Here is a 19,316-nt window from a genome sequence, read left to right as displayed (position 1 = left end):
GCGGACGTTTTCTCCGCTGCGGAAAGGGCTCAAAGATGAAGTGCAAGAAGGCCGCAACCATCGTCGCGGGGCTGTTCCTGGCCGTCGGTGCCGCCGCCCCGGCCGTCGCCGACGCGGGCGCCGAGGGTGCCGCCATCGGTTCCCCCGGTGTCCTGTCCGGCAACGTCGTCCAGGTGCCCATCCACATCCCCGTGAACCTGTGCGGCAACAGCATCAACGTCGTCGGCCTGCTGAACCCGGCTTTCGGCAACACCTGCGTCAACGCCTGACGTTGCACCGACGCCCCCTCGGGGCTGTCTTCGGCCGGTCCCCGAGCGCGTGCGACACGTGCTCGGGGACCGGCCTCAGTTGGGACCTGTTCCACCCGCGACAACTGCTTGCCGAATCCGCCAGCAGGAGGAGAACCAGATGCGAGACCTCATCAGCAAAGGACTGCTCACCGCCGCTGCGGCGTCGAGCGTCCTGTCCATGACGGGCGGCTACGCCGTAGCGGCCGAGGCCGACGGGGCGGCCGTCGGATCACCCGGTGTGCTCTCGGGCAACTCCATCCAGGCGCCGCTGGAGGTCCCGGTCAACATCTGCGGCAACACCGTGGACCCGGTGGGCGTGCTCAACCCGTCCTTCGGCAACAACTGCGGGAACACGTCCGGTTCCGCGCACTCCTCCGCCCATGAGACGTACGGGCGCTACGCGCCGCAGGCCCCGGCCGCGTACCGGCAGGCCCCGGCCCCGGCACCGGCGCCCGCGCACGCGGCCCCCGCGCCCCGCCCGCAGGCACACGAGAACCACCCGCCGGCCGCCCACGCCCCGTCCCACGCGGCGCCCGCCCCGGCCCACGCCCGCCCGGCCCCGGCCCACGCCGCTCCGGCTCCGGCTCCGGCCCACGCCCGTCCCGCCCCGCACACGTCCGCGCCCGCCCCGGCCCACGCGCCGGCCCCCGCGCCCGTACGCGAGCACAGGCCCGCACCGGCCGCCGCCCCCGCCCCCGTACGGGAACACAAGCCCGCCCCGCGCCCCCAGCCCGGGCCCGCCGTCCACGAGGCCCCCGTCTCCCCCCGCCCCCACCACCAGGCGGCCAGCTCCACCCACGCCAACGGCACCGCCGCCGGATCCCCGGGCGTGCTGGCGGGCAACCTCCTCGAAGCCCCCGTCGAGCTCGTCCTGAACGCCTGCGGCAACACCGTGGACGTCGTCGGCCTGCTCAACCCGGCCTTCGGCAACAACTGCGCCAACGGCACCGTGACACCCCGGCCCCCCGTCCGCCAGGTGCCCCCCGTCCAGCCGCCCGTCGACGACCGCTCCGTGGTCCCGAACACCCCCGTCACACCCCCGCACACCCCGAACAGGCCCGTCGCGCACCACGCCGCCCCGCCGGTGGTCCCCGCGCAGTACCGCCCGTCCGCCCCGGCCCGCGCCGAGGCCCCGCAGCTCGCCGAGACCGGCAGCGACCACCTCCTCGCCGCCGCCGCGATGAGCGCCGGCCTGCTGCTCGGCGGCGGGATTCTCTACCGCCGCAGCACCGCGAAGGCCCGCGTCTGAGGCCGGTGCTGATGGCCCGCGGGGCCAGGCCGTCTCTTTTGGATCTTGCCGGTTAAGCCCGCGTTGTCTGGTGCCGTGCATCGCAAGGCGGAGGGTGACCCGTGTACTGAATGTACTCGGGTCTCCCGACAACGCGGCGAGGTGCGGTGCCAGGCAGCGCGGGTCAGGCAAGATCCGAAAGAGACGGCCTGGTCGTCCATCGCCGGACGGCGTCTCGAACCCGTCCGGCGATCGGTGACCCAGCGAGACCGACGGCCGCGCGCGACCAGCTGACGCGCCGTCCGCTCCCTCCCCGGCAGGCACGTTCCGTCCCGGCCGTGCCCTGCTGTGCCGTGCTCCGCCGTGCCGTGCTCCGCGCTGCCGTGCTCTGCATTTCGATAACCCATGCGGGGGATCAAATGCACGAACGGGCTACTGGAAAGCCAACCCGGGTTCCCCATTGGCTTATCAGAAATACTTTTGAACCAGAAGCTGAGCAATCGGAAGCTGAGGCTCGATCACGAGGAGCGCACATGTCCCGACGTCGACGGCTGGCGAGCACCTGTCTGGGTGCGGTCACGGCAGGCCTTCTTGCCACAGGCGCGGGGCTTCCGTTGCCGACCGCCACGACGGGACCGGTGGACCCCCCGGACCCGAAACCGCCACAGGCTCAGTCGCCGGCGTTCGGCGCCTATCTCGACTACGGGCCGAGAGGAGTACGGCGCATCGCCGAGATGCAGAAATGGCTCGGCGGTACGGAATTGCGCGTCGGCCACACCTACCTCCCCGGCGACGTCTGGTCCAACATCGAGGGCAGCCCCGGCTTCATCGAGGACTGGGCGGAGTGGCGCAAGGCCAGCGCCGACCGGCTGTTCGTCCTCAACGTCCCGATGCTGGAGCGCAACGAGGACCGCGTCCCAGACGGTCTCGTACGGCGTGAGCTGCGCAAAGGCGCCCAGGGAAACTACGACAGCCACTTCAAGGCCCTCGCGGAACGGCTCGTCGGGCTCGGTGTCCCCGACACGGTGATCGTGCTCGGCTGGGAGATGAACGGCACCACGTACACCCACCGCTGCGGACCCGACCCCGAGTCGTGGAAGAAGTACTGGAAGAACATCGTCACCACGATGCGCGCGGTGCCCGGCCAGAAGTTCCGTTTCGACTGGGCGCCGAACCGGGGCAGGGACGCCGTTCCGTGGACCGAGTGCTATCCCGGCGACGACGTCGTGGACATCATCGGAATGGATTCGTACGACCAGCCCCCCGGCCGGACCTTCGACGAGCAGGTGAATGAGCCGTACGGCCTGCGACAGCACGTGGAATTCGCCGCCGCGCACAAGAAGGTCATCTCCTATCCGGAATGGGGCCTCTACCGGAACGGCGACAACCCCACCTATATGCGTGGCATGCTCCAGTGGATCGACACCCACAAACCGCTCTACAACACCGTCACCGACTACTGCCCGCACGGCGTCTGGCAGTGCGACAAGAATCCCGAGTCGTCGAAGGTGTTCCGTTCCATGCTGTACGGACGGCTGCCGGAGCCCGCGCCGACAACACCTCCCGTACCGACCCCGACGGTCCCGACCCCGACCGTGCCCACCCCGACGGTCCCGACGCCCACCGTCCCCACCCCGCCCGTCCCGCCGGTGCCCCCCGTACCGGGCGCCTGCACCCCGATGAACCTCGGCAGCTGGGTCGAGACCTGGCTCGGCGGCAAGCTCTGCCTCCGGATCGACTGGTGGGAGCGCAAGAACTCCTGACGTCTCCCCCCCCCAGCCCCCCCAGCCCCCCTCAGCGGCGGGGCGGCGGCACGGCGGACCGTATCCGGGTCATGCCTTCTCGCCGCCCCGCCGCAGCCGTTTGACCAGCGCGGCGGCCCGGCCACGACCCGCCGCGCGGGCGGCCAGCAGATGCAGCCACGGCGTCAGATACGTCCTGGCCAGGAGGAAGCGCTGGTTGCACACGGTGTCCGGGCGCCAGTGGTGTTTGTACGGCTCGTTGCCGCGCAGCATGCTCAGCGTCGTCCGCCCACTGGCGCTGATCTGCCGCGCGCACGTGCGCAGCAGCATCATGGCCACGTCGACCTTCTTGGCGCGCAGCACCGGGTCGGCCCCGTAGAGATAGCCGCCGGCCAGCTGGGACGACATGAGGGTCAGGTCCGAGGCGACCAGCTCCCCGGCCAGCCGGAATTCGGTGATCATGGCGTCGCCCTGCTCGACCATGGACCGGACCGAGCGGGTCAGGTGCGCGGCGAAGCGGGTGCTGAGGTGTTCGGGGGTGACCCCGCGGCCCTGCCACTGGAGCCGGTGCAGCTCCAGGAGCCGTTCGACCGCGCCGGGGATCTCGTCCTCGGGCACGATCCGCTCCTCGATGCCGAGCGCGTCGAGCTTGCGGAGCTTGGCGCGGGCGCGCTGGGCGCGGGCGGAGGCGAGGCGGCCGAGCAGCTCGTCCATGGGGACGGCGGGCAGCTCCAGGCAGGGCGAGTCGGCCAGTTGCCGGCGCGTGCCGGGCCAGCAGGCGTGGACGCGCTCCGCCGCGGCTCCGGGCCGTACCTCCCGCAGGTCGATCACGGCGGTACGGGCCGCGCGGGCGAGGGCCTTCGCGAGGGCGGCGGCCGCGGCGTCGGCGCAGCTGTCGTCCAGCAGGACGTCGGAGAAGTCGGAGATGGAGCCGCCGAGCTGGATCAGTACGGGGAAGGGGCGGTGGATCAGCATCAGGGGGGCGGCGGCGATCAGGACCCCGCCCCGGCGGACCAGGACGACGCGCAGGCGGCCCGGGGTGCCGTACGACAGCCACCAGGAGTGGAGCCAGGCGTGGCTCTGGAAGGGGGTGGCCGTGCGGGAGCGGCGGTAGAGGTCGTTCCAGGCGGGGGCGAGGGCGGCGAAGCCGTCGATGTCCCGGACCAGTTCGGTGGTGAACACCGAGCCGGAGACGGACCCGGCGAGGGGCGAGGAGACGGTGGTGGAGGGGGTGACCCTGGCGGGCGTGGCGGGTGCCTGGGCCGTGGTCCTGGTCGTGGGGGACGCGGGCGTCGTGCGTGTCTTCGGTTGGGTGGCCATCACACCGTTTCCGGTTGGGGCTGGGGGTGGGGGGAGTGCGAGGGGGATTCCGAGGCCGACGGGTTCGGTACGGACCCGTAGGGCGCGGCCGTCCGCCGCCGCTTGGGCCTGACCAGCAGGCCGAGGCCGCCGAGGAGGCCGCCCGCGCTGCCGCCGACGAGGGCCGCCAGCGGTGCGGAGGGCGAGACCGGGTCGGTGGGCTTCACGGCGCGGGAGAACTGGAGCACCTTGACGTTCGTGCTGGTCTGGAGGTGCGAGCCGTTGACGACGAGGGAGCGGGCCACCCCGTCGGCCATGCTGACCGCGACCGACGCGTCGGACGAGGTCGCGGTGACGGAGATCATCGGCGCGTCCGGCGAGGTCGACGTCCGTACGTTGGCCTTGAGGGTGGCGGCCGGCACCCGGGCCCACACCTGGGCGTCCCCGAGGATCGCGACCTGCGAGGCGACCCGTCCGTACGCCGTGGCGAAACCGAGGGCCGCCGCCGGGTCGGACTTCTCGGTCGGGACGACGAGGACGTAACTGGTGGCGTTGTACTGCGGGGTGCTGACCATCCCGTACACCCCGCCGGCCAGCGCGCCGATCGCCGCCGCGGCCGGCACGACCGTCCACAGCGGGGGCTTCCTGAACCTCGGCCTGGACTTCGAAGGCGCCGACGAGGGCCGGACGCCCTCGCGGCGCGGAGAACTCGATTCCTTGGTCATGGGCAACTCACTTCTCGGGTGGGAGCCGGGCCGCGCAGCGCGTTCTCGTAGACGGCCATCAGCTGTTCGGCGCTGTGGGAGATGTCGTAGTGGCGGGCGGCGTCCGGCACGGACAGGCGGTGGACCCCGGATCCCCGGGACGCTTCCTGGAACTGCCGCAGCTCCGCGATCAGTTCGGGAACGTTTCCGCTGATCTGCCGTGCCCCCGGGGCCGCTTCGGCGGGGAGATCCTCCAACGCGGGGCAGGTGACGTGCAGGACGGGCAGTCCGGCGGCCAGCGCCTCGACCACCGCGAGCCCGAAGGCCTCGTCCTGGGAGGTGGAGACGAAGACGTCCATGGCGGCGAGAAGCGCGGGCAGGTCGGGCCCGTCGGCCGGGTCGACGACGGAGGACCCGGACCCGGTGTAGGCGTCGGGCGGCGGGTCCTGGCACGCGCCGTGCAGCAGGATCCGGTCCGCCGCCCCCCGCACGTACGCCAGCCGCTGGAGCCTGACCTGCTCGGTGCCCTCGCCGACGAGCAGCAGGCGCGCGTCCGGCAGGTCGGAGACGGCCCGGACCAGCGTGTCGAACCGCTTGCTGCCGGTGAGCCGCCCCACTCCGCCGACCACAAAGGCGTCCTGGGGCAGTCCGAGGCGCTCGCGGGCGTCGCGGCGGGCGGCGGGGTCGTAGGCGAAGCGGTCGACCTCGATGCCGTTGGGCACGACGTGGATGCGGTCGCGCCGTACGCCCCAGCGTTCGAGCCGCCGGGCGACGGTGGCGGAGACGGCGACGGTGGCGGTGCCGAGGCGCTCCCCCGCGAGGTAGAGGGCGCGGGCCCCGGTGGACAGCGGCCGGCCCTCGATCTGCGCGGAGCCGAGGGAGTGTTCGGTGGCGACGACGGCCCGTACCCCCGCGAGACGCGCCGCGAACCGCCCGTACAGACAGGCGCGGTAGAGGTGCGTGTGCACCAGGTCGTACTGACCGCGCCTGACCAGCCCGGTGAGCCGGGGCAGCGCCCCGACGTCACGGTTGCCGGTCATCGCGAGGTCCCGGACGCGGACCCCGTCGGCGACGATGCCGCGCGCGACCGCGCCCGGGTTGGTGAGGGTGATGACGTCGCTGTCGGTGGGCAGCTTCCGCAGCATCAGGCGCAGTTGCTGCTCGGCGCCGCCGATGCCCAGACCGGTGATGACGTGCAGGACTCTCATGGGCGGGCCTGCTCGGGCTCGTAGGGGGCGGCGTACGGGACCGGTTCGCGGCGCCAGCGGTGCAGCCGTCGCTTGAGGTGCAGGCGCGGGCTGGTGTCGTTCTCGCCGACGTGGACGCGCGGGAGGGCGAACAGGCCGGTGAGCGGGCCGGGGTCGATGCCGACGGCGTACGCGTACCCGGCATGCCGTACGGCCCCGATGACGCGCTCGTCGACCGTCCCGTACGGATAGCAGAAGCCGGTCACCTCGGTGCCGGTGATGTCCTGGAGGAGGGCGCGGCTCTGCGCGGTCTCGGCGGCCAGTACGTCATCGTCGGCCACCGTGAGGTCGATGTGCCGCAGCCCGTGCGAGCCGACCTCCATACCCGCCTCGGCGGCCAGCCGGATGCCGTCCTCGGTGAGGAGGGGCTTGCGGGGGCCGAGGCTGTCCCACTCGTTCTCACCGCCGAGGCGGCCGGGCAGGACGTAGACGGTGGCGGTGAAGCCGTACCGGTGGAGGAGCGGCACGGCCGCCTCGTTGAAGTCGGCGTACCCGTCGTCGAAGGTCAGTCCGACCATCCGGGAGCCCCGGCCCTCGGCGCGGGCGCGGAGCAGTTGCGCCATGCCGACGCCGGCCAGTCCCCGGCGGCGCAGCCACCTGAGCTGGCGTTCGAGACGTCCGGGCGAGACCGTCACCTGGTAGGGGTCGTCCGTGCGGTCGGCGACCGAGTGGTACATGACTGCCCACAAGGGGCCTGCGGACGCTGTGTCAGCGGGCATGAGCGAGCTTTCGTGTGACGGGACGGAGGACGGTGTCGATCTCGGGGGCCCGCAGCGCGCGGGCGATCCCGAGGAACACGACGGCGATCACCACGAACGCGGACGTGGCGCCGAGGACGGGTGACGGGACGAGGACGCCGCACAGCCAGCCGGAGCCGGTCGAGGCCGCTGCGGCGGCGATGAGTTTGACCAGGGCGCCGGTCATGTACCGGGTCCTGACGGGCACGCTGTGGCGGGCGACGCCGTGCAGGAGCAGCACGGCGGTGACGGTGATGCCGAGCGCGTTGGCGGCGGCGATGCCGAGGACGCCCCAGACCTGGACGAGGAGGGCGCCCGCGACGGTGGTGAGGGCGAGGCCGGCCAGCATGGCCAGGGCCGGGAACCAGAGGGGGCGGGCGGCGGAGAAGTAGCAGCGCACCAGCGCGCCCACGAGGGTGTGGCCGAGCAGGCCGAGCGCGTACACCCGCATCACGGCGGCCGTGGCGGCGGTGTCGGCGTGGTCGAACGCGCCGCGCTGGAAGAGGACTTCGATGATCTGCGGCGCGCAGGCGATGACGGTCGCGGCACCGACCAGGACGATGATCCCGGCCATCGCGAGGTCCCGCTCGACACGGCGGCGCGCCCGGTCGGTCTCCCCCGCCGCCATGGCGCGCGCGACCACGGGGAAGGTGACCGTGCAGAGCATCAGGGAGAGCACCATCGGCATCTGCGCGACCTTCTGCGCGTAGTTGAGGTGCGAGATGGCCCCGGCGGGCAGCGGCGCGGCCAGGAACCGCTCGATGAGGACCTGCGACTGGCGGCTGAGCGCGAACACGATGACGGGCGCGAGGAGTCCGATCGCGACGGGCGGCACCCGGGGCGTGCCCTTGGGCTCCCGCCCGGTCACCGGCCGGCGTTCCTTGAGCCTGCGCCACAGCGCCGGGCCCTGGACGAGGACCATCAGGACGCCGCCGGCCGCGACCCCGGCGGCGGCGGCCCGTACCCCCAGCCGGTCGCTGAGGAGCAGCATCGTCGTGATGATGCCGACGTTGTACGAGGTGTAGATCATCGCGGGCGCGACAAAGCTGCCGTGCGCCCGCAGCGCCGCGCTCATGTATCCGGCGAGGCCGAAGGAGAAGGCGCAGGTGGCGGTCAGCCGGGTGCAGTCGACGGCGACCTGCGGCTCGGGCAGTCCCGGCGCGAGGGCGGCGACGACCCAGGGGGCGGCGGCCACCAGCAGGGCGGCCCCGGCGGTGAGGGCGAGGAACAGCCGGGGCAGGGTCGTGCGCATCAGGACCCGTACGGGATCGGGCTCCGGGGCCTGGTGGGAGGCGCGGCGGGCGAGCGCGAGGCTGAACGCCGGGACGAGGATGAGCGCCATGGCGTCCTCGATGAGGAGCGTGGAGGCGACCTCGGGCACGGTCCAGGCGACGAGGAAGGCGTCGGTGTCGGGGCCGGCTCCGTACAGATGCGCGATGGTCTGGTCGCGGAGGAGGCCGAGGAGGGCGCCGGCGGCGGTCAGCAGGGCGGTGAGGAAGGCGGCGCGCGCCAGGAACTTCCCGGAGAAGAGGCCACCGCTCGCGCCGGACTCGCCGGTCTTCGTGCCGCTCGCGCCGGTCTCCCCGGTGGCTCCGGTGGCCGCGCGGGGCGGGACGGGCTGCGGGGGGACCCCGGGAAGGGACTGCCTGGTCTCACTCACGCCTGGGCAGCCCCGCTGTTCGCTCGGTGGTCGTCGGGGACTTGGTGGTCCGTCGGTACGGCGGCCCGGTTCAGGCCCCACCAGGCGGCGAGGCCCAGCATCACGGCGGTCAGTACGGTCGAGGGGCCGCCGATGTCCGCGTACCCGAAGTCCACCAACTGCCAGACCAGCAGCCCGCCGGTCACCAGCCCCGGTCCGGCGCCGGCCCCGGAGCGGCGGGCGGCGGGCACCCGGCGCAGCACGCACACCAGCAGCGCGGCCCAGCTGCCGGCGAGCGCGACCACGCCCACCAGGCCCTGTTCGCTGAGGACGAGCAGGTACATGTTGTGCGGGGAGAGCAGCGGCTGGCGCTGGAAGCCCGCCCCCGCGCCCGCCGTGTCGCTGGCGGCGGAGAGGGCCAGCGAGGAGTGGCTGTCGCGGTACGCGGGGAAGCCCTTGAGCCCGACCCCGGTGACGGGCCGCTCGCGCCACATGTCGGTGGCGGCGGCCCACATCGTGTACCGGTCGGTGACGGACTGGTCGGGCGCGTCGGCGACCTGGGTGATGCTGCTCAGCCGCTCGGTGATCATCTGCGAGCCGATGCCGAGTCCGCCGACGAGCACCACGCCGAGCGCGGCGGCGGCGAGGACGACCCGGGTGGCCCGGCGCACTCCGGAGAGCGCCAGCTGGAGGAGGAGGGCGACGGCGGTCGCGATCCAGGCGCCCCGGCTGAACGACAGGACGAGCGGGAGGAACAGCAGCCCGGCGCAGACCAGCGCCACCGCGCGCTGCCGCCCGGTCACGTCCCGGTCCTCGCCGAGCGCGTACCCGACGGCGATGACCAGGGCGTACGCGACGACGGTCGCCATGCCCATCACGTCCGTCGCGCCGAACGTGCCGACCGCGCGGATGTCCTCGCCCATGTACGAGGCGCCGGTGCCGGTCAGGTACTGCACGACCCCGAGCGAGCCCTGCCCGAGTCCGAGGACCACGACGGCCCCGGCGACGACGCGGAAGTCGCGGCGGTCGCGCGGGAGCAGCAGCAGCGCGGCCGGGACGAGGACGAAGATCTGGAGGTAGCGGGCCACACCGGGCAGGCTGGCGGCGGGGTCGTGGGAGGTGATCGACGCGACGGACACGCCGAGGACGGGGAGGCCGAGGACCAGCGCGGCGGTACGGGTCAGGGGGCGGGCCCGGTCGCGCAGGACCCGTACGAGACAGAAGAGGACAAGCACCCCGGACGCGGCGTCGGCCACGGTGCCGGAACCCGCGGAACCGTCACCGGCGGGTGGCGCGGGTACGGCGAGCAGCGCGACGACGGCGAGGGCGGGGAGGAGGGGGGCGAACCTCCGCAGCGGCTCGGGCCATCGGTGGGTGCCGGGGACATCGGCCGGCGGGCGGTCGTGTCGCGGGGGGTCGTGTGGGGGGCGGTCGGCGGCCGGCGGGAGGTACGCGGTGGCGGCCGTCATCAGCTGCCGGCCGGGCGGACGAGGGACGCGGCGGTCCGCAGGAGGATGCACACGTCCTGCCACAACGACCAGTTGTCGATGTAGTGGTTGTCGAAGCGCGACCGGTCCTCGATCGAGGTGTCGCCGCGCAGCCCGTGCACCTGCGCGAGACCGGTGATGCCGACGGGCATCCGGTGGCGGGCCGCGTACCCGGGGTGTGTCTTGCTGAAGTTGGCGACGAAGTACGGGCGTTCGGGACGCGGGCCGACCAGGCTCATGTCACCGCGCAGGACGTTCCACAGCTGCGGCAGCTCGTCCATCGACGTGCGGCGAAGGAAGTTCCCCACCGCGCTCATCCGGTGGTCGCCCGCGACGCTCCAGCGGGTGGCGGCCTCGTGCGGATCGGCGCGCAGGGTACGGAACTTGAGCAGGGTGAAGGGGCGGCCGTCCTGGCCGACGCGCTCCTGGCGGAACAGCACGCCCGGTCCGTCGCAGAACCGGACCGCGAGGGCGCAGGCCAGCAGGAGCGGGGAGACGGCGAGCAGGACGGGGGCCGTCATGACCACGTCCAGCAGGCGTTTGGCGAGCGCGCCGCGCCGGCGCGCGGCCGGGGGCTCCAGGCGGCGGCCGGCGTAACCCCAGACGTGCCGGGCCATGTGGCCGGACCCGGCGGTACCGCCGACCGGGGCGCCGCCCTTCGCGAGGGCCGGCTCCCACGGGCCCGTACCGACGAACCAGGTGGCGCAGCCGTACTCGTGGAACAGGCCGACGAGCGCGGGGCGGTCCCAGCGCTCGGAGCCGTCCGTGCCCGTGCCCGTTCCGTCGGGGGAAGCGATGCCGAGGCCGGAGGCGGAGCCGTTGACGGAGCCGATGGCGAGGTCGGTGCCGATGGCGAGGTCGGTGCCGTGGTCTGTAGCGGAGCCCGTACCGGAGCCCGTACCGGAGTCGACGAACACCGCCTCGGCCACCCCGTTCTGGATGACGGCGCGGTGGATCTCCTCGGTGGAGGTGAGGACGGGCAGGGTGCCCCCGTCCCCGCCCTCCTCGTGCGCGGGCGCGGCGATCCCGACGGGCCGCAGGCCGTACTCGGGGTGCTGGGCGAGGAGCGCGGCCACGCGCCGCGCCGCCGGGACCGTACCGACGACAAGGGTGGAGCGCGGCCGGTTGCGTGCCGCCGCGCGACGGCGTCCGTGGACGAAGGAGCGGCAGACACACGCGGTGGCCAGTTGCAGGGCGCCGCCCGCGAGGAGGGCCAGGAGGCCGAGGGCGTGGCCGGGGAGGAACCCGGCGAGGACGGCCGCGACCGCGCACCACGACACCGCGATCCTGGCGGCGAGCGTGGGCAGTTGGTCGAGGCCGGAGAGGACGAGGCCGGGGCGGTAGAGGCCGGCGAGCGCGTTCAGCATCGTCACGCAGAGGACCAGCGGGAGCAGGACGGCGTCGCGCTGCTCCTCGCTGAGGAAGGCGGTGGAGAGCACGGCGGCGAGCGAGTCGCCCGCGAGGAGCGGCAGCCGGAAGCGGAGCGGGGCACCCGCCGGACGGCGGGACGCCACCGCCACGCGGTCGGGCGTGTCCCGGCGCGGGACGGCGACGGAGATCCGCCCCCGGGGCCGGCGCCCAGGAGGATGCGGGCCGGGTGCCTGACGGCCGGAGGGCTGACGCACCGTGGACGGGCGTCTCGTGGACGGGCCGGCCGGGCGCGCGCGCCCCGACGGCGGGGGAACGCTGGCGCTTTCCGTGGTCACTGGGGGATCGGCTCCCTGCGTTCGGGGCGCGGCACGGCGGCCACGTCGCGGTACACGTCCGCGATGGCCCGCGCGGTCTGCCGCACGTCGTAACTGCTGAGTACGTGCCGGCGGCCCTGACTGCCGACGGCTTCGCGCAGTGGCCTGTCGCGGAGCAAAGCGCTCACGGCCTCCGCCAGCGCGGGCGGGTCCTCGGGTGGAGTGAGAAGGAGAGCCTCCCGGCCCGGCGGCAGGCTCTCGCGCGCGCCGTCCACGTCACTGAGGACAACGGGGCGGCCACACGCCATCGCCTCCAGGGGGGCGACCGCCATGCCTTCCCAACGGGAGGGAAGGACGACCAGATCGGCCGCCCGGTACCAGGGCGTGGTGTCCGGTACGGCTCCGGCGAACAGCACGGAGGGCGGGGCCGCGTCCCGCAGCGCCGAGGACTCGGGTCCTTCGCCGACGAGTACCAGCCGCGCCCCCGGGACCTGGCGGGTGATCAGCGGCCAGGCGCGCAGCAGGATGTCCTGCCCCTTCTGACGGCACAGCCGGCCGACGCAGACGACGAGCGGGGCGGCGGCGGGCAGCTCGGCGAGGAGCGGGAGCGCCGCGCGGAGGGCGGCCGGGTCCGCCGCCGGTTCGGCGGGGGGCCGGAAGCGGTCGAGGTCGACGCCGTTGTGGACGACGACCCAGGAGGCCCGTACACCGGCGCGCTCGCCCGTACGCCGCTCCGCCTCGCTCACGCAGACGACCCGGTCGGTCCAGCGGGTCGCCCACCGCTCCCAGCGCCGGGCCAGGAGGCCCGTCACCCCGCCGACCGCCTCGAACGACCAGGCGTGCGGCTGGAAGACGGTCGGGACACGGCCCCGGACGGCGAGGCGTCCGGCGAGGCCGGCCTTCGCGCTGTGGGCGTGGAGCAGATCGGGGCGTACGTCCTCGACGACCCGGGCCACCTGCCGTGTCTCCTCGTACAGACCGGGTCCGGGGTCGCGGGTGGCCCGCCACTCCCGTACCTCCGCGCCCCTGCGGGCGGCTTCCGCGGCGAGCGGTCCCTCCCCGGGACAGGCGACCACCACCCGCGTCCCCGCGGCGACCTGAGCCCCGGCCAGATCGAGGACCACCGTCGCGACCCCGCCGTCCACCGGCTGGACGAGATGGAGCGCCGTGAAGCCGGTCCCCGGCCGGTGCCGCTGTGGCTGCACGCGCAACTCTTTCCACTCGTGGACCCACGGAGCCGAGCCCCGTGCTGCTGCCTCTACGAGAAACGCACCGGGAGGGGCGGAGTCACGCCCGACAGCGAATCGAACGCAATGCCGATACGGTCCGGGCGTGTCGCTGAATTCCATACACAAACACCCGGGAACCTTTACAGAGACCGGGCTGAAAATCACGCCAGACGCGCTGGAACTCCCGGAAAAATGCTGAACGTACAACCGGACTCGCGTTTACGGAAAACGTCCCGGATATCGGCCCGCGGCGCCCCGCCGCCGAGCCCTCGGGCCAATTGGCGGGGGGATAGGCACGCTCATTGGTCCCCCGCCGTCCCCTGTCGACGCTTGTTCTCGCCTGTCGTCGCCTGTACCTCTCTCTCGCCCTCTGTTCGAACCGCGTCGATCACCGCGCATCACCGCCCATCACCCCGCATCACCGCGCATCACTGCCGATCACGTGACCCGGTGACAACCCCCGCTATCGGGCACGGGCACGTTTTGTGTCCGCGCGTGCCCGGCCGACAGGCGAGCTTCACTCATTCGGGCGCGCAACCGATGGCCTGCTCCTGCGTTGATGGATGAGTCGGGCAACTGCGCCCGCCATGCCGTTCCCTTTATCACCGAGGAGCCCTCCCCCATGTCGCGTATCGCCAAGGCTGTTGTTCTGTCCACCGCGGCTGCCGCCGCCGTCGCCGGTGCGTCCGGCGTTGCCTTTGCCGACGCCGGTGCGGCGGGCGCGGCCGTCGGTTCCCCCGGTGTGCTCTCCGGCAACCTGCTCCAGATCCCGGTCCACATCCCCCTGAACGTCTGCGGCAACACGGTCGACGTCATCGGCCTGCTCAACCCGACCTTCGGCAACACCTGCGTCAACGCCTGACCTCTGGTCACTTCGTCTTCGACGCCAGGAAGAGCCGCCCACCCCTCGGGGGGAAGGGCGGCTCTTCCGCTGTACGGGTGTGGCCCCGCCACCCTTTCGGCGGCGGGGCGCCGACCGCCGTGGCGCCGGGCGGTGACAGGTCGTACCAGGTCAGGGGAGGTACGACCACCAGTCGGCCGACAGTGCGTCAGCTGCCCGATCGGTTGCGGGCCGCAGTCGTGGAACCCACGGTGAAACCAACGTTCCCGACGCACCCCCGAAAGGACACCTGCATGCGTCCCCTGCTGTCACGTCGCGCCGCCACCGCCGCCGTCTGCGCCACGCTGATCCTCGGTACCGCGGGCCCGGCCGTCGCCGCCTCCCACGCCGCCACCGAAGCCGCCGCGCTCGGGTCGGCCCTCTCCGCCCGTCACGACGCCGGCGTCGGCACCCCTCGCGCGCCGCTCCCCACCGCCGACGCCCTCGGCAAGCAGGTCAAGCCGCTGACCGAGGTGGCCGGCGTCCTCACGCCCGTCACCGCGCTGGTCACCGAGGTGCTGAAGGCCGACAACGGAAAGCTGCCGGCCGCCGACGCGGCCAAGCACTCGGCGGCGATCAAGGACGCGCTGGCGCTCGTGGGCAAGGCGGCCCCGGCCGCTCCCGTCACTCCCGGCACTCCCATCGTTCCCGGCACTCCCATCGCCCCCCTCGCTCCCAAGCCGGCTGTTCCCGGTCCCGAGCAGGCGGACGACCACTTCCAGACGCTCCCGGCCGACGCGAAGAGCGACGCTCTCGCGGCGGTACGGAAGTCGACGGACGGCCTGGTCAAGGCCACCGCCGCCGCGGCTCCGGCTGACGTGCTCGCCCAGATCCAGGCCGTACTCGCGTCGCTCATCACCCTGCTCACGAACCTGCTGAGCGGTGTCCTGCCCGACCTGCCGGCGCTGCCCGCCACCCCGGGCGCGCCCAAGCTCCCGACCGTCCCCACGGTGCCTCAGCTCCCGGTGACCCCGGGGCAGTCCTCCTGAGCGTCCCCCGCCCGTGAGAGCGGGCCGTCACACCCTCCCGCGCCCGGGCCCCTCAGTGAGGGGTCCGGGCGCGGGGGATTTGATACGAGAATAGGCCGAGTCCCCTTCATTCGGGTGGCCTGCCCAGAATTCCTTCCGCACGGAGTTTCCGGCGCGTCCGGGAATCGTTACCCATGACGAGGCCACGCAAGCGAAACCTCCAAGAGGCCCGTACGAAAGGTGAGTTGTCTCGCCGCCCGTCCTGCCGCTTGTCCCGCCGCTTGTCTCCCCGCCTCGCAACTGACATCGCTGAAAGAAGGATTCAAGAATGAAGCCCATGAAGGTCGCCGCGGTCGTCGCCGGTTCCATGATGGCGCTGGGTGCCGCCAGCCCCGCCTTCGCCGCCGAAGGCTCTTCCTCGATGAGCCTGAACGGCGCCGTCAACACCCTGGCGAGTGAGGGGCTGCGCAGCGGTTCGCCGCTGAACACCAACGCGCTCGACTCCAAGAACAAGGGCTCGCTCGTCAACGCGGTCAAGGACACCGCGGCGACCCTGAGCAAGTCGAAGGGCAACAAGCTGCTCGGTGGAATCCCGCTGGGCAAGGCGCTGGGCAAGTAGCACCGGACCTTCCGGAACGCGGTTCGCCGCCGCCAAGTTCGCCGTACCGGCCCCCGCCCCGTTCGCCGGGGCCGGGGGCCGAACTGCTCGTACCGACCTGATCAGCCTGGTCGTACCGACCTGATCAGCGGTCGGTCAGCTGATCCAGAAGTCCCACCAACGGGTGAGGATCAGCATCCCGATGATCCCGATGTGCAGCACGGGCAGAACCCACGTGAACTCGCCCAGCAGGCTCCGCAGCCCGGCGGGGGCGGGGATGATCCCGTGGCGGAGGTTGTGGGAGGTCACGTACCAGAACATGACGATCGTGCCGACCCACGCCAGACAGCACCACAGGCACAGCGAGTTGATGTTGTAGAGGGACTGGTACTGGAGCCAGGTGCAGAATCCGACCCCGAACAGCGTGCCCGCGTTCAGCCCCAGCCAGAACCACCGGCGATAGCGCGCCCCGGCCAGCAGCGCCAGACCGATCCCCATCACCACCGGATACGTCGCCAGCCCCAGCATCGGATTCGGGAACCCGAAGACCGACGCCTGCGCGCTCTTCATGATGTTCCCGCACGACACCACCGGATTCAGACTGCACCCCGGCGTGAAATTCGGGTCCTCCAGCAGCTTGAACTTGTCCAGCGTAATCACCCACGCCGCCAGCAGCCCCATCGCACCGGTGATCACCAGCATGACCGCGAACGCCCGGACACCGCCCGGGGAAAGGCCCGTTCCGTCCGCCGCCGCCGTCTCGTCCTTGGCGTGTTTCCTGTTTCCTTCGCCGGCTGTCGCATTGCCGACCAGTGCTGATGCCATGCTTCTCAGGCTCCCTGCGTGAGGCGATGCTTTCCGCGCTCCGTGCGTGAGGCGATGCTTTCCACTCCCGCCACCCGGCGCCGTCTCAGCCGCGCAGGCTCCGTACCGGCAGCAGGCAGTGCGCGGCGCTGGAAAGCACCTCGTCGTCCCCGATGAAGGCGCGCAACCGCTCCTCGGTGACGGGCTTTCCGGGCGTCCCCGACGTCCACGGCCGGGTGGCGACCATGAAGTAGACGTGCCCGATCTCGCGCGCGTCCTCCTCCCACTCCGGCGGGACGGGGCACTGCGCGTTGAGGTACGGCATGGTCAGGACGGCCCGACCCGCCTCGACCAGCAGCTTGATCCCGAGGCCGGGATTGCGGGAGACGTCCACCAGATCGCCTCCGGGCTTCAGCCCGACCTCGCCGAGGACGGTCCGCATGGTCTCCTCGCCGACCTCCGGACCCTCGCGGCCGTCGCCCAGTGAATAGGCGAGCAGATAAGGCGCGTTGCGTTCTTCGGCGGCGGGATCGCTGGTCCAGGGAATCACCGAAAGGGTGCCCAGGAGAGGGGTGTACCGAAGGGTGTTCGCGGCGGTGTGGGGAGTGGTCATGCTTCCGCACAGTAGCGGCCCGCGGGGAATGTTCGTGAGTCCGCGTCACCCGAGTGGGCGAGCGCACTCCTATTTCGTTCTCCTGTACGAGAGTTGGTCCCGCGTGTACGAGAGTTGGTCCCGCGCTGGAGCCTCCTCTTCGTGGCAAGCTCCTTGACCACACCCCGACCCGAGAGGAATTCCCATGACCACGCTGGCAGAACAGGCCGCGGTAGGGGGAGAAAAGCCGGAAGGACCGAGACCGGATCTCGGGGATCCGTCGTTCTGGCAACTTCCGCACGCCGAACGCCTGCGCGCGTTCGCTCTTCTGCGTCAATGGGACGCACCTCAGTACTTCGTGGAGCGGGAAAAGGGGCGGGGCCGGCGGGAGCGGGGATTCCACGCGCTGGTCACACACGCGGACGTGGTCGAGGCGAGCCGTAACCCCGAGGTGTTCGCCAGCGCGCCGGGCGCCACGACACCCGAACCGGCCCGCTGGGTGCGCGCGCTGTTCGGCGACTCCCTGGTCAATCTGGACGGCCCGCTCCACGCGCAGCTGCGCCGTATCGTCTCCCGGTCCTTCACTCCGCGGATCCTGGGGCGGACGGAGGAGGACATCCGGGCGGTGGCGGCCCGGATCGTGGACGACGTGCTCGCGGACGGAGGTGCCGGGGCGGTTCTTTCCGACCGGCCGGGGGACTTCGTCACGGCGGTCGCGTCCCGGATGCCGTTCGAGGTCATCTGCAATCTGATGGGCATCCCGGAGAAGGAACGGCCGGCGATCCTCGGCCAGGTGAACCGCGCCTCGGGTGACACGGGGGTGGCGCGGGCGGCTCGCGACCGGTTCCGGATGCCGGGCAAGGGTCTGCGGGCGCTCGCCTCGATGCAGGGCATGGTGGCGGACCTGGGCCGTGAACGCCGTAAGAACCCCACCGACGACCTGGTCTCGATGCTGGTCAGTGCCGACGTCGACGGCCAGGCACTGACGGATCGCCAACTGGGCGCGTTCTTCTCCCTCCTGATGGTCGCGGGGGTCGAGACGACCAGGAACGCCATCGCGCACGGCCTGGACCTGCTGACCCGCCATCCGGAGCAACGGGCTCTGCTGATGGAGGACTTCGACCGGTACGCGGACGGCGCGACGGAGGAGATCGTGCGGCACTCAACGCCGATCATCCAGTTCCGGCGCACGCTCACCCGGGACCACCGGATGAACGGCCACACCTTCCGCAAGGGCGACAAGGCCGTCCTGTTCTACGCGTCGGCCAACCGCGACGAGACCGTCTTCACCGACCCGGACGCCTTCGACATCACCCGGAGCCCGAACCCCCATGTCGGGTACGGGGGCGGGGGGCCGCACTACTGCCTCGGTACGTACCTCGCCAAGCAGGAGATGAAGGCGCTGTTCCGCGAACTGCTGACGCGGGCACCCGACCTGCGCGCGACGGCCGCGCCGGTCCTGGTCCCGTCGAACTTCGACAACCGGGTGCGGTCGATGCCGTACGCGGTCGGGAAGGGGTGAGGGGCGCGGCGCGTGCCCCGCCCTCTCGGCCCTCTCGGCCCTCTCAGTCTCTCCGTACCAAAAACCGCTCGGCGTCCGCGCGCCGTACATGCCATGGTGTGCGGATGTTGATCAGAGAAGCCACCGCGGCGGACTGGCCCGCCATATGGCCCTTCTTCCAGGAGATCGTCGCTGCGGGCGACACCTTCACGTACGCGACCGACCTGACGGAGGAGGGCGGGCGGGACATGTGGCTCCTGCCGGCCCCGAACCGTACGGTCGTCGCCGTCGACGACGCCGGGGCCGTCCTGGGCACGGCGAAGATGAACACCAACCAGATGGGCAACGGTTCGCACATCGCGAGCGCGAGCTACATGGTGGATCCGGCGCGTGCGGGGCGGGGTGTGGGCCGGGCGCTGTGTGAGTACACGGTGGAGTGGGCGCGGGCGGCGGGGTTCCGGGGGATGCAGTTCAACGCGGTGGTGGAGACGAACGAGTACGCGGTGAGGCTGTACCGCTCGCTCGGCTTCGAGGTGGTCGGCACAGTGCCGGGGGCGTTCCGGCACCCGGCGAAGGGGTATGTGGGGCTGCACGTCATGCACCTGGCGCTCTGACGTTGTTCACCGAGGCGCCCTTGCAGATTTGACATGCTACGGACATGCTTTTGGAGCGTGGTCTACCCGCAT

18 protein-coding genes are annotated in these 19,316 nt (G+C 72.3%); 8 read left to right on the top strand and 10 right to left on the bottom strand.

Going from position 1 to position 19,316, the window contains the following annotated elements; all coding sequences use genetic code 11:
- The first annotated feature begins 35 nt into the window (after nt 1-35).
- The 3 genes from ACIO1C_RS20385 to ACIO1C_RS20375 all read left to right on the top strand — a co-directional run bounded on the left by ACIO1C_RS20385 (nt 36) and on the right by ACIO1C_RS20375 (nt 3,281).
- On the top strand, nt 36-269 hold the full coding sequence (locus tag ACIO1C_RS20385; protein WP_401865492.1) for a chaplin: 234 nt from the start codon (nt 36-38) through the stop codon (nt 267-269).
- Nucleotides 270-408: 139 nt separating this feature from the next.
- On the top strand, nt 409-1,539 hold the full coding sequence (locus ACIO1C_RS20380; protein ID WP_401865490.1) for a chaplin: 1,131 nt from the start codon (nt 409-411) through the stop codon (nt 1,537-1,539).
- Between the two features lie 512 nt (nt 1,540-2,051).
- Nucleotides 2,052-3,281 carry a glycoside hydrolase family 26 protein gene (locus tag ACIO1C_RS20375; protein WP_401865488.1) on the top strand — a complete coding sequence of 410 codons (1,230 nt, stop codon included), beginning with the start codon at nt 2,052-2,054 and terminating at the stop codon, nt 3,279-3,281.
- Nucleotides 3,282-3,350: 69 nt separating this feature from the next.
- Here the strand turns inward: ACIO1C_RS20375 and ACIO1C_RS20370 are convergent, their stop codons facing one another.
- The 8 genes from ACIO1C_RS20370 to ACIO1C_RS20335 all read right to left on the bottom strand — a co-directional run bounded on the left by ACIO1C_RS20370 (nt 3,351) and on the right by ACIO1C_RS20335 (nt 13,263).
- Complete coding sequence (locus ACIO1C_RS20370; RefSeq protein ID WP_401865486.1) at nt 3,351-4,580, bottom strand: GNAT family N-acetyltransferase; 1,230 nt, start codon at nt 4,578-4,580, stop codon at nt 3,351-3,353.
- The gene (locus ACIO1C_RS20365; RefSeq protein WP_401865484.1) at nt 4,580-5,284 is read right to left on the bottom strand and encodes a lipopolysaccharide biosynthesis protein; all 705 of its coding nucleotides are present in this window, start codon (nt 5,282-5,284) and stop codon (nt 4,580-4,582) included. The genes ACIO1C_RS20370 and ACIO1C_RS20365 overlap by 1 nt, the downstream gene beginning before the upstream one ends.
- Complete coding sequence (locus ACIO1C_RS20360) at nt 5,281-6,471, bottom strand: glycosyltransferase (RefSeq protein WP_401865482.1); 1,191 nt, start codon at nt 6,469-6,471, stop codon at nt 5,281-5,283. The genes ACIO1C_RS20365 and ACIO1C_RS20360 overlap by 4 nt, the downstream gene beginning before the upstream one ends.
- On the bottom strand, nt 6,468-7,229 hold the full coding sequence (locus ACIO1C_RS20355; protein ID WP_401865481.1) for a polysaccharide deacetylase family protein: 762 nt from the start codon (nt 7,227-7,229) through the stop codon (nt 6,468-6,470). The genes ACIO1C_RS20360 and ACIO1C_RS20355 overlap by 4 nt, the downstream gene beginning before the upstream one ends.
- A complete protein-coding gene (gene murJ / locus ACIO1C_RS20350) occupies nt 7,219-8,907 on the bottom strand; it encodes a murein biosynthesis integral membrane protein MurJ (RefSeq protein WP_401865479.1) in 1,689 nt (562 codons plus the stop codon). Before murJ ends, ACIO1C_RS20355 begins: the two co-directional genes overlap by 11 nt.
- Nucleotides 8,904-10,355: an O-antigen ligase family protein gene (locus ACIO1C_RS20345; RefSeq protein WP_401865477.1), complete on the bottom strand. Its 1,452-nt coding sequence runs from the start codon at nt 10,353-10,355 to the stop codon at nt 8,904-8,906. The genes murJ and ACIO1C_RS20345 overlap by 4 nt, the downstream gene beginning before the upstream one ends.
- Entirely contained in the window at nt 10,355-11,893 is a 1,539-nt protein-coding gene (locus ACIO1C_RS20340) for a sugar transferase (RefSeq protein ID WP_401865475.1), read from the bottom strand. Before ACIO1C_RS20340 ends, ACIO1C_RS20345 begins: the two co-directional genes overlap by 1 nt.
- A 182-nt stretch (nt 11,894-12,075) precedes the next feature.
- Nucleotides 12,076-13,263, bottom strand: a complete 1,188-nt coding sequence (locus tag ACIO1C_RS20335; RefSeq protein ID WP_401865473.1) for a glycosyltransferase — start codon at nt 13,261-13,263, stop codon at nt 12,076-12,078.
- 646 nt (nt 13,264-13,909) lie between these two features.
- On the opposite strand from ACIO1C_RS20335, the gene ACIO1C_RS20330 reads away from it, so the two are divergent.
- From ACIO1C_RS20330 to ACIO1C_RS20320, 3 genes are all read left to right on the top strand, one after another.
- A complete protein-coding gene (locus tag ACIO1C_RS20330; protein WP_401865471.1) occupies nt 13,910-14,149 on the top strand; it encodes a chaplin in 240 nt (79 codons plus the stop codon).
- Nucleotides 14,150-14,421: 272 nt separating this feature from the next.
- Nucleotides 14,422-15,156, top strand: a complete 735-nt coding sequence (locus tag ACIO1C_RS20325; RefSeq protein WP_401865469.1) for a hypothetical protein — start codon at nt 14,422-14,424, stop codon at nt 15,154-15,156.
- A 307-nt stretch (nt 15,157-15,463) separates the two neighbouring features.
- A complete protein-coding gene (locus ACIO1C_RS20320) occupies nt 15,464-15,754 on the top strand; it encodes a hypothetical protein (protein ID WP_401865467.1) in 291 nt (96 codons plus the stop codon).
- 135 nt (nt 15,755-15,889) lie between these two features.
- Here ACIO1C_RS20320 and ACIO1C_RS20315 read toward each other — a convergent pair whose 3' ends face one another.
- Both ACIO1C_RS20315 and ACIO1C_RS20310 read right to left on the bottom strand, forming a co-directional pair.
- Entirely contained in the window at nt 15,890-16,558 is a 669-nt protein-coding gene (locus tag ACIO1C_RS20315; RefSeq protein WP_401865465.1) for a vitamin K epoxide reductase family protein, read from the bottom strand.
- 85 nt (nt 16,559-16,643) lie between these two features.
- The gene (locus tag ACIO1C_RS20310) at nt 16,644-17,150 is read right to left on the bottom strand and encodes a DUF5949 family protein (RefSeq protein WP_401865463.1); all 507 of its coding nucleotides are present in this window, start codon (nt 17,148-17,150) and stop codon (nt 16,644-16,646) included.
- A gap of 184 nt (nt 17,151-17,334) precedes the next feature.
- Between ACIO1C_RS20310 and ACIO1C_RS20305 the strand changes: the two genes are divergently transcribed.
- Nucleotides 17,335-18,651 carry a cytochrome P450 gene (locus ACIO1C_RS20305; protein ID WP_401865461.1) on the top strand — a complete coding sequence of 439 codons (1,317 nt, stop codon included), beginning with the start codon at nt 17,335-17,337 and terminating at the stop codon, nt 18,649-18,651.
- A 104-nt stretch (nt 18,652-18,755) separates the two neighbouring features.
- Entirely contained in the window at nt 18,756-19,244 is a 489-nt protein-coding gene (locus tag ACIO1C_RS20300; protein ID WP_401865459.1) for a GNAT family N-acetyltransferase, read from the top strand.
- Nucleotides 19,245-19,316 lie beyond the last annotated feature (72 nt).

It is taken from the genome of Streptomyces sp. NPDC087420 (assembly GCF_044744165.1).
Taxonomy (GTDB): Bacteria; Actinomycetota; Actinomycetes; order Streptomycetales; family Streptomycetaceae; genus Streptomyces.
This window is presented reverse-complemented; position numbering and strand designations above follow the sequence as displayed.

Coding starts and splice junctions, on each gene's coding strand:
- ACIO1C_RS20355 (WP_401865481.1), bottom strand. CDS start 7,229: ATGCCCGCTGACACAGCGTCCGCAGGCCCCTTGTGGGCAGTCATGTAC.
- ACIO1C_RS20315 (WP_401865465.1), bottom strand. CDS start 16,558: ATGGCATCAGCACTGGTCGGCAATGCGACAGCCGGCGAAGGAAACAGG.
- ACIO1C_RS20375 (WP_401865488.1), top strand. CDS start 2,052: ATGTCCCGACGTCGACGGCTGGCGAGCACCTGTCTGGGTGCGGTCACG.
- ACIO1C_RS20300 (WP_401865459.1), top strand. CDS start 18,756: ATGTTGATCAGAGAAGCCACCGCGGCGGACTGGCCCGCCATATGGCCC.
- ACIO1C_RS20365 (WP_401865484.1), bottom strand. CDS start 5,284: ATGACCAAGGAATCGAGTTCTCCGCGCCGCGAGGGCGTCCGGCCCTCG.
- ACIO1C_RS20345 (WP_401865477.1), bottom strand. CDS start 10,355: ATGACGGCCGCCACCGCGTACCTCCCGCCGGCCGCCGACCGCCCCCCA.
- ACIO1C_RS20370 (WP_401865486.1), bottom strand. CDS start 4,580: ATGGCCACCCAACCGAAGACACGCACGACGCCCGCGTCCCCCACGACC.
- ACIO1C_RS20320 (WP_401865467.1), top strand. CDS start 15,464: ATGAAGCCCATGAAGGTCGCCGCGGTCGTCGCCGGTTCCATGATGGCG.
- ACIO1C_RS20330 (WP_401865471.1), top strand. CDS start 13,910: ATGTCGCGTATCGCCAAGGCTGTTGTTCTGTCCACCGCGGCTGCCGCC.
- ACIO1C_RS20385 (WP_401865492.1), top strand. CDS start 36: ATGAAGTGCAAGAAGGCCGCAACCATCGTCGCGGGGCTGTTCCTGGCC.
- ACIO1C_RS20310 (WP_401865463.1), bottom strand. CDS start 17,150: ATGACCACTCCCCACACCGCCGCGAACACCCTTCGGTACACCCCTCTC.
- ACIO1C_RS20380 (WP_401865490.1), top strand. CDS start 409: ATGCGAGACCTCATCAGCAAAGGACTGCTCACCGCCGCTGCGGCGTCG.
- ACIO1C_RS20305 (WP_401865461.1), top strand. CDS start 17,335: ATGACCACGCTGGCAGAACAGGCCGCGGTAGGGGGAGAAAAGCCGGAA.
- ACIO1C_RS20325 (WP_401865469.1), top strand. CDS start 14,422: ATGCGTCCCCTGCTGTCACGTCGCGCCGCCACCGCCGCCGTCTGCGCC.
- ACIO1C_RS20360 (WP_401865482.1), bottom strand. CDS start 6,471: ATGAGAGTCCTGCACGTCATCACCGGTCTGGGCATCGGCGGCGCCGAG.